The 8,070-nt window shown below is 34.0% G+C and carries 4 protein-coding genes; 2 read left to right on the forward strand and 2 right to left on the reverse strand.

What is annotated here, in order from left to right; all coding sequences use genetic code 11:
• Window positions 1-2 precede the first annotated feature (2 nt).
• The gene (locus BOW55_RS15620) at window positions 3-3,146 is read right to left on the reverse strand and encodes a TonB-dependent receptor (protein WP_129024868.1); all 3,144 of its coding nucleotides are present in this window, start codon (window positions 3,144-3,146) and stop codon (window positions 3-5) included.
• 445 nt (window positions 3,147-3,591) lie between these two features.
• Here BOW55_RS15620 and BOW55_RS15625 point away from each other — a divergent pair, with 445 nt between their 5' ends.
• Complete coding sequence (locus BOW55_RS15625) at window positions 3,592-6,393, forward strand: glycosyl hydrolase (RefSeq protein WP_129024869.1); 2,802 nt, start codon at window positions 3,592-3,594, stop codon at window positions 6,391-6,393.
• Window positions 6,394-6,415: 22 nt separating this feature from the next.
• Window positions 6,416-7,540, forward strand: a complete 1,125-nt coding sequence (locus BOW55_RS15630) for a glycoside hydrolase family 88 protein (RefSeq protein WP_129024870.1) — start codon at window positions 6,416-6,418, stop codon at window positions 7,538-7,540.
• A 308-nt stretch (window positions 7,541-7,848) separates the two neighbouring features.
• Here the strand turns inward: BOW55_RS15630 and BOW55_RS20860 are convergent, their stop codons facing one another.
• Window positions 7,849-7,995, reverse strand: a complete 147-nt coding sequence (locus BOW55_RS20860) for a hypothetical protein (RefSeq protein WP_164975049.1) — start codon at window positions 7,993-7,995, stop codon at window positions 7,849-7,851.
• Between the last annotated feature and the right edge of the window lie 75 nt (window positions 7,996-8,070).

Raw genomic sequence — 8,070 nt, forward strand, 5'->3', positions numbered from 1 at the left:
GTTTAATTAAAATTAATATTTAGTCCGATAACTAATGATTTTGCCAAAGGCGCTCCACCGTAATCTACCGGCACAGAGAAATCACTGTTTGAACTTGCTGAAGTATTTACTGCTTCTGGATTGAAACCAACTTTATATTTGTTCCAGTAGAACCAGTTTTCTCCTGTTACATATAATCTTGCATTATCAATTCTTGTAATTCCTTTTAAGGCTTGTCTTAGATTATATCCGATAGAAATACTTCTAATACTTACATAATCTGATTTGTACAACCAGTCAGAATTGGCTTGATACCCAAAAGAAGTTCTCCAGTTTCCTCTAACTGCAGGATCTACATTTAATGAATTTTCTACAGATCCCATTCCAGTACGGTCAATGGCACGACCTGTTAAACCATAAACTGTACCTCCGTTTTGACCTTGAACCAAAACATTTAAATCTAAATCTTTGTATTTAAAACTATTTGTAATTCCCCAAGTGTATTTTGGTGTTGGGTTTCCTAAATCAACGCGATCTTCTGAATTGATTTTTTTATCTCCGTTTTGATCTATATATCTAGGATCTCCTAATACTAATTTATTTCCTCCAATTGTAGTGCCTCCAGTATCAATATCTGCTTGCGTAACTACTCCATTTTGTTTTAATCCAAAAATCGTATACATTGGTTTTCCAACTTCTAGTTTAATGAATGGCACACCTCCGTCAAATGAGTTACTAATTTCAATTTTAGATTGATCTGGTCCTAATGCTAGTACTTTATTTTCGTTATGACTTATGTTTGCAGATGTTCTCCATTCAAAACTTGGTGTCTTAATGTTTAATGAATTTAGCTCAAATTCCCAACCTTGATTTTGAACTTCTCCAATGTTTGTAAGGTAAGTAGGGAAACCTGAATCTCCAGGAACAGGAACTCTTAAAAGTAATTCGCTGTTGTTTTTTCTGTAAACTTCAAATGTTCCAGAAAGTCTGTTTTTGATAAATCCAAAATCTACTCCAAGATCTATACTTTTTGATTCTTCCCAATGTAAAGTAGGATTTGGAATTGAAGCTGCTCCTTGACCAATTGCTACTGCACCGCCTATTGAATAATTGAATGTTCCAAGCGTTGCATAAGATCCGTAGCTGCCAATATTATTACTTCCGTTTGTACCAGCACTTGCTCTAAGTTTCAAATCGCTAAGCCAGTTCACTTCTTTTAAGAATGATTCTTGCTTAATTCTCCATCCTAATGAAAAGGAGTAAAAATCTCCCCATTTTCTGTCAGAACCAAATTTAGATGAGCCGTCACGTCTTATACTTCCTGATAAAATATAACGCTCTTTAAAGTTGTATTGTAAACGTGCAAAATAAGACAGTAATGTGCTTTTTTCTGCACTTGTAGAACCGATTGATCCTGCTGGAAGTGTTTCAATACTTGAACTATTATAAAGTGCTCCAGAAGAAAGTGTCGATTTTGTTATTTCGTATGAGTTGAACGACTGTCCTAAAAGCACATTAAAACTATGGCTGCCAAAAGTTCTATCATACGTTAACGTATTCTCATTAACGATATTTTGTCTTCTGTAAGTATTATAAGCTCCTCTAATACTTGCTATTACATCATTTGGTGTATAACTTTCAGTAGTATTATCAGAATTATCAAAGTTAATAGTACTTTTTAAAGTAAAACTTTTAGCGAATTGATAACTTGCGTATCCAGAAATTAAATTTCTATACATAGAATTTCTTCCAGTTCTTGCTAAAGCGTTCAACATATTTGTAGTACTGCTTCCCCAAGCATATCTTGTTGTATATTTTTCTCCAGCAGCATTCGAAGCGCTTTCAAAAACGGGTGTAGCAGTAAGTGCTTTAAACAACGTATTATCTTTACCTTCAACACCTGGATCATTCTTAATAGAATAAGAAGGCGCTAAATTAATTCCCATTTTAAAGCTTTCCGATAGTTTCACGTCAACATTTGCTCTTGCTGAGAATAATGAATAATCTGTACCTACAATGTATCCTGTATTTTTTTGATAATTGGCAGACACATAATAATTTACAGCATCTGTAGCTCCAGAAGCAGATAATTGATAGTTATTGAATTCTCCGGTACGGAAAACTTTATCCTGCCAATCGATATAATCTAATCCTGGATGTCCCGGAATATCCCATCTGTCATCATACAGATACGTATAATATCTAGTATTTGCTGTTGTAAGCGGTGCTGTTGGGTTTTTTAAATTGTAAGCCGCAATACGTTCTGCATTTGATTGGCTTGCTGATGCTCCTGCTATTCCTGAACCTACCCATTGTGCATCAATCATTGTTTTGGCTCTGTCGATCCATCCTTGAGATGAAAGCATATCCACGCGGTTAGCTTCTTTATTGACCCCGCCGTACATATTAAAAGTAAATTTTGTTTTACCTTTTTTACCTTTTTTAGTGGTGATAATTACAACTCCGTTTGAAGCTCTCGAACCATAAATTGCAGCCGCTGCGGCATCTTTTAATACTTCGATAGAAGCTACATCATTTGGATTCATGTTGTCCAGCGGACTTCCGTTTGAGAATGATCCATTACTGTTACTTCCTTCCGTATAAATTGGAAATCCATCAACAACGTACAAAGGCTCATTTCCTGCTGTAATAGAACCAGCTCCTCTAATTTCAATACTAAAAGGCTGTCCTGGCAATCCAGTAGTTTGTTTTACACGAACTCCAGCAACCTGACCAATCAAACCTTGGTCAATTCTAGAAATCGGACGTTCTGTAAAATTCTCTGTTTTAATTCCAGAAATCGCACCAGTAGTTAGTTTTTTCTTTTGTGTGCCGTAACCGATAACTACAACTTCGTTTAGGCTTGAGCTTTCTGCATCAAGTGAAACATTGTAACTTGCTGCAGTGCCAATTTTTATTTCCTGCTTGACAAATCCCACAAACGAAAATACTAAAGTCTCTCCCGGAGCAGCATTAATACTGTATTTCCCATCAAAATCAGTACTTGTAGATCTATTCGTTCCCTTGACAATTACATTTACGCCGGGTATCGATAATTTGGCTGGGTCAGTAACGGTTCCTGTAACCGTTTTTCCTTGCGCATAACCTGATGAATACACTAGTACACATAAGGCTATAATCAGCAAAAGATTAAGCTTGTTTTTCATAAAAAGTTAAATTTGGTTAGGTAATTAGTTCAAACCAAATTTATTTAGAAGCGACTTTCACGGCATCCTGTAGTATCCTGTTAACTTTCAATATATTACAAAACAATATTAAGTTTACTTTAACAAAAAACAACTCAACTACTTGATTTACAACCAATAATTGCACACAAAACACACAAATACATTATACTAAATTTTAGTAAATTATTTTTTCACTATTCCTATTTATTTCCATAAATTAATATCAATTAAAAAACTTTATAACTTATTTAATGATAATTTAATTTTTACAATATTCAACAAAAACAGGACGCAACAGGATAGCATTTTGATGGGTTGCTTATACTTTTACTTTTGTACAGTGAATTTTAAATCTGTTTTTACGAATTCTGTTTTTACAAAAAATTAATACATTTTAGTAACAGGTAAATCTTTTAGATCAATAATGAAACGACTTCAAACATTCTGCTTTATTACCTTATTTTTTATTTGTAATTACAATCTTTCTGCGCAGGACAGCAATACTTCACCGTGGCCAAAATCTACAAACATAAATCAGCCATGGACACGCTGGTGGTGGATGGGCAGTGCTGTTGATAAACCAAATTTAAAAAAGACTTTAATCGATTTTAATAAAGCCGGAATTGGCGGTGTAGAGATCACTCCTATCTATGGTGTAAAAGGAGAAGAAAATAATTATATAGATTATCTTTCTCCAAAGTGGATGGAAATGCTGGATTACACTATTCAGACTGCTGACAGCCTGAAAATGCAGGTTGATATGGTTTTAGGTACTGGATGGCCTTATGGCGGATCGCATGTTACTTTGCCTTATGCTGCAACTAAACTTATTGTTGAAAAATATCCGCTTAAAAAAAATGAAACATTTGATCGAAATATAACGCTAGACAGCAGTAAAGAAAAAACTCCTGCTGAACTTTTATATGTTGTGGCTTACGGAAGCGATGGTTCTTATATAAATTTAACGGACAATCTCGAAAAAAACAAAGCTGCCTCAAAAGATAAAGGAATTGAGGGATCTTCAATTAAGCTTCCAAATAAAATGGAACCAAACCGACTAAACTGGAAAGCCAAACAAACCAATTATACCATTTATGCCATATTTAGTGGTAAAACAGGACAGCAGGTAAAAAGAGCCGCTCCTGGAGGAAAAGGCTATACTTTAGATCATTATTCAGCAGAAGCTTTAAATGCTTATGTAGTTCCGTTTAACAATGCTCTTAAGGGTCGAGAAGGAAAAATAAGAGCTGTTTTTAATGACAGTTTTGAAGTTTACGGAACCGATTTTACGCCCAATTTCTTTGAAGAATTTCAAAAATTAAGAGGTTACGATTTAAAAAAACAGCTTTCGATTTTATTGAATGAAACTGACAATGAAATTGGAAATCGAATTAGAAGCGACTATCGTCAAACTATCGCTGATTTATTACTCAATAAGTTTGATAAGTCATGGACAAACTGGGCACATTCAAAAAATTTTAAAACAAAACTGCAGGCACATGGTTCACCGGGTAATTTAATAGATTTGTATGCATCTGCTGATATTCCAGAATGCGAAACTTTTGGTTCTATGCCATTTGATATTCCGGGTTTTCGACGTGAAAAAGAAGATATTCGTGAAGGCGATGCTGATCCAGTAATGCTAAAATTTGCATCGTCAGCAGCACATATTTCAGGGAAAAACTTAGTCTCTTCTGAAACTTTCACGTGGCTGCGAGAACATTTTAAAACCGCACTGTCACAATGCAAACCCGAAGCCGAAGATTTAATGCTAAATGGTGTTAATCATATTTTTCTGCACGGCTCAACTTACTCTCCAACTCGCGCTGCATGGCCGGGATGGGAATTTTATGCCTCTGTTAATTTTAATACTAATAATACCATTTGGGAAGATGCTCCCACTTTGTTTTCTTACATTTCAAATTGCCAATCGATGCTTCAACAAGGAAAATCTGACAATGAAATCCTTCTTTATTGGCCCATATTTGATACTTGGGATAAATTTCAAAATGGAAATTTGTTTTATCAGTTCAAAATACACTCTTTATCAGAATGGCTGTACGGAACTTCTTTCTATGACACTACAAAAAGTCTCATGAAAAAAGGATATAGTGTTGATTTTATCTCGGATAATTTTATCACCGAAGCAACAGTTGCAAATGGGAATATAATAGTGTCTGGAGTACGTTATAAATCATTGGTTATTCCATCTTGCAAAAAAATGCCGTTTGCAACCATGCAAAAACTAATCGAACTAAAAAAAGCGGGAGCAATAATCATCTTTGAAGGTCTGCCAGAATCTGTTCCAGGTTTCAATGATTATAAAAAACAAGAACAAAATCTTCAAAATCTTTTAAGCTCAAATAAAAATACAATTGAGCCAGTTTCTGATGCTTTAAAAGCTTTAGAAAATCTCAAGATTCAGCCTGAAAACCTTGTCAATACAGGACTTAAATTCATCAGACGAGATGTTGACGGTGAAAAAATTTATTATGTAGTAAATCACACTACAAAAACAATAGATGATTTTATTCCGCTGCAAATTGAAAATAAAGAAGTTGTTATTTTTGATCCTTTAACAAAAGCATACGGAAATGCTCAAGTTGACAAAAAGAACGGAATGACCTATGTTAAAATGAAAATAGAACCCGGGCAATCCTATTTTTTAAAAACTGAGAATACCGCTTCTCAAAAAAAATGGAAATATTATGAAACAGTATCTCCACAAATTCCTTTAACAGGAACTTGGAAACTAAATTTTGAAAAAGGCGGGCCGCAATTACCTCAAAGCACCACACTTACTAAATTAGAATCTTGGACAAAATTAAACTCTGAAGCCGAAGCTTTTTCGGGCACAGCTGCTTATATACTGCAGTTTGAGAATCCAAATTCTAAAGTAAGTCATTGGAGTCTTGATCTTGGCGATGTTCGAGAAAGTGCCAAGGTCTGGATAAATAATGAATTTGTAGGTACTGCTTGGTCTGTTCCGTATAAATTGAACATTCAAAAACTAAAACCGGGTAAGAATATTTTGAAAATTGAGGTCACTAATCTTCCTGCAAACAGAATAAGAGATATGGAACTGAAAGGACAGGAATGGAAAATCTTCCATGAAATAAATATGGTTGACAAAGATTACAAAAAATTTGATGCGACAAAATGGAATCCAATGCCATCCGGGCTTCTAGGACCAGTAATACTAACACCTTTAAAAGAACTAAACTAATTATATAACCATCTATTAAAAAATGAAAAAACTATTCTTTCTTTCTCTCCTATTTGTTTTCTCCTCAGGCTGCTTAAATGCTCAAGAGCCTTTTGACAAAAAACAGGTACTGCAGCAAATGATACTTGCAAATGATTATTTTATGCAAAAATGGCCTGATACTGGAAAAACTATAATTACAAACAAAGAACGCCCGAGCAATATTTGGACTCGAGGGGTATATTATGAAGGATTAATGGCTCTGCATGAAATTTATCCTAAAGATTCATTTTATGATTATGCTTATGCATGGGCTGAATTTCATAAATGGGGATTTAATGGCGGTAACGTAACCCGAAACGCTGACAATTACTGCGCTGCACAAACTTATATCGATTTGTATAATTTAGAACCCAATTCTAAAAAGCTAAAAAACACAAAGGCAAACATTAATATGCTTTTAAATACGCCTCAGGTAAATGACTGGTCATGGATTGATGCTATACAAATGGGAATGCCTGTTTTTGCAAAAATGGGAGTTTTAGAAAAAGACAATCGTTATTTTGAAAAAATGTATGAAATGTATATGTTCTCTAGAAACAAACATGGAGACAATGGTTTATTCAACCCAAAAGAAGGTTTATGGTGGCGTGATGCTGATTTTGATCCGCCTTACAAAGAACCAAATGGAAAAAACTGCTACTGGAGCCGCGGAAATGGATGGGTAATTGCAGCTTTGGCAAAGGTTTTAACTATTATTCCAGAAAATGCTCCGCATAGAGATCAATATGTAAAAGATTTGAAGGTCATGGCGGCTGCACTAGTTCCCGTACAAAGAGCAGACGGATTTTGGAATGTGAGTCTGCATGATCCAACAAATTTTGGCGAAAAAGAAGCATCCGGCACCGCATTATTTATTTACGGAATGGCATACGGAATTAACAATGGTCTTTTAAAAAGAGAGATTTATCTGCCTGTAATTCAAAAAGCATGGAAAGCCATAACAACTGAAAGTCTTCACACGAATGGTTTTTTAGGTTATTTACAATCAACAGGAAAAGAACCTAAGGACGGTCAGCCATTATCTTATGACAAAATCCCTGATTTTGAAGATTACGGTTTAGGATGCTTTTTACTAGCTGGATCAGAAATTTATAAGTTAAAATAAAAGAATGGGCATATTAAAATATGCCCATTCTTTTATTTCTTTTTCAAGGTGCAGATTATGACATTTGAAATAAAGCCTTTTGAAAACTATTAAACTGCATCTGGGTAAAACTTGGATTTGAAAATGCAATTTCTGGCAATTTAGGCATTAGATCGGATTTGTTTTTAAAATATGCTTTTAAATCTCTAAATATTTCTGTTCTGCTTTTTGTAATATCAACTAAACATAGGTTTTTTATGTCTTCTAGAAAAAACAAGCCGCTTAGAAGATTTTTATTTGAAAAGCAGATCATAACATTTCTCCCTTTTTTATCTAATTTTAAAAAAATCGATTAATTCTGATTTCTCATAAATAACAAAAATAGAACGGTCAAAATCTTTTGATTCTTCTTCGTTTTTTAATAAAAATGAATCTTCAGAAAATTCAAATTCATCTTTAAATTTTCTTTTAAACATTTTTAAAAAAACTTTTTTATTATCACGCACTAAAACTCTCTCTTTCCTAATCATCTCTCTTAAAATTATCTATTA

The organism is Flavobacterium sp. YO12 (assembly GCF_004119495.1).
In the GTDB taxonomy this organism is placed as follows: Bacteria; Bacteroidota; Bacteroidia; order Flavobacteriales; family Flavobacteriaceae; genus Flavobacterium.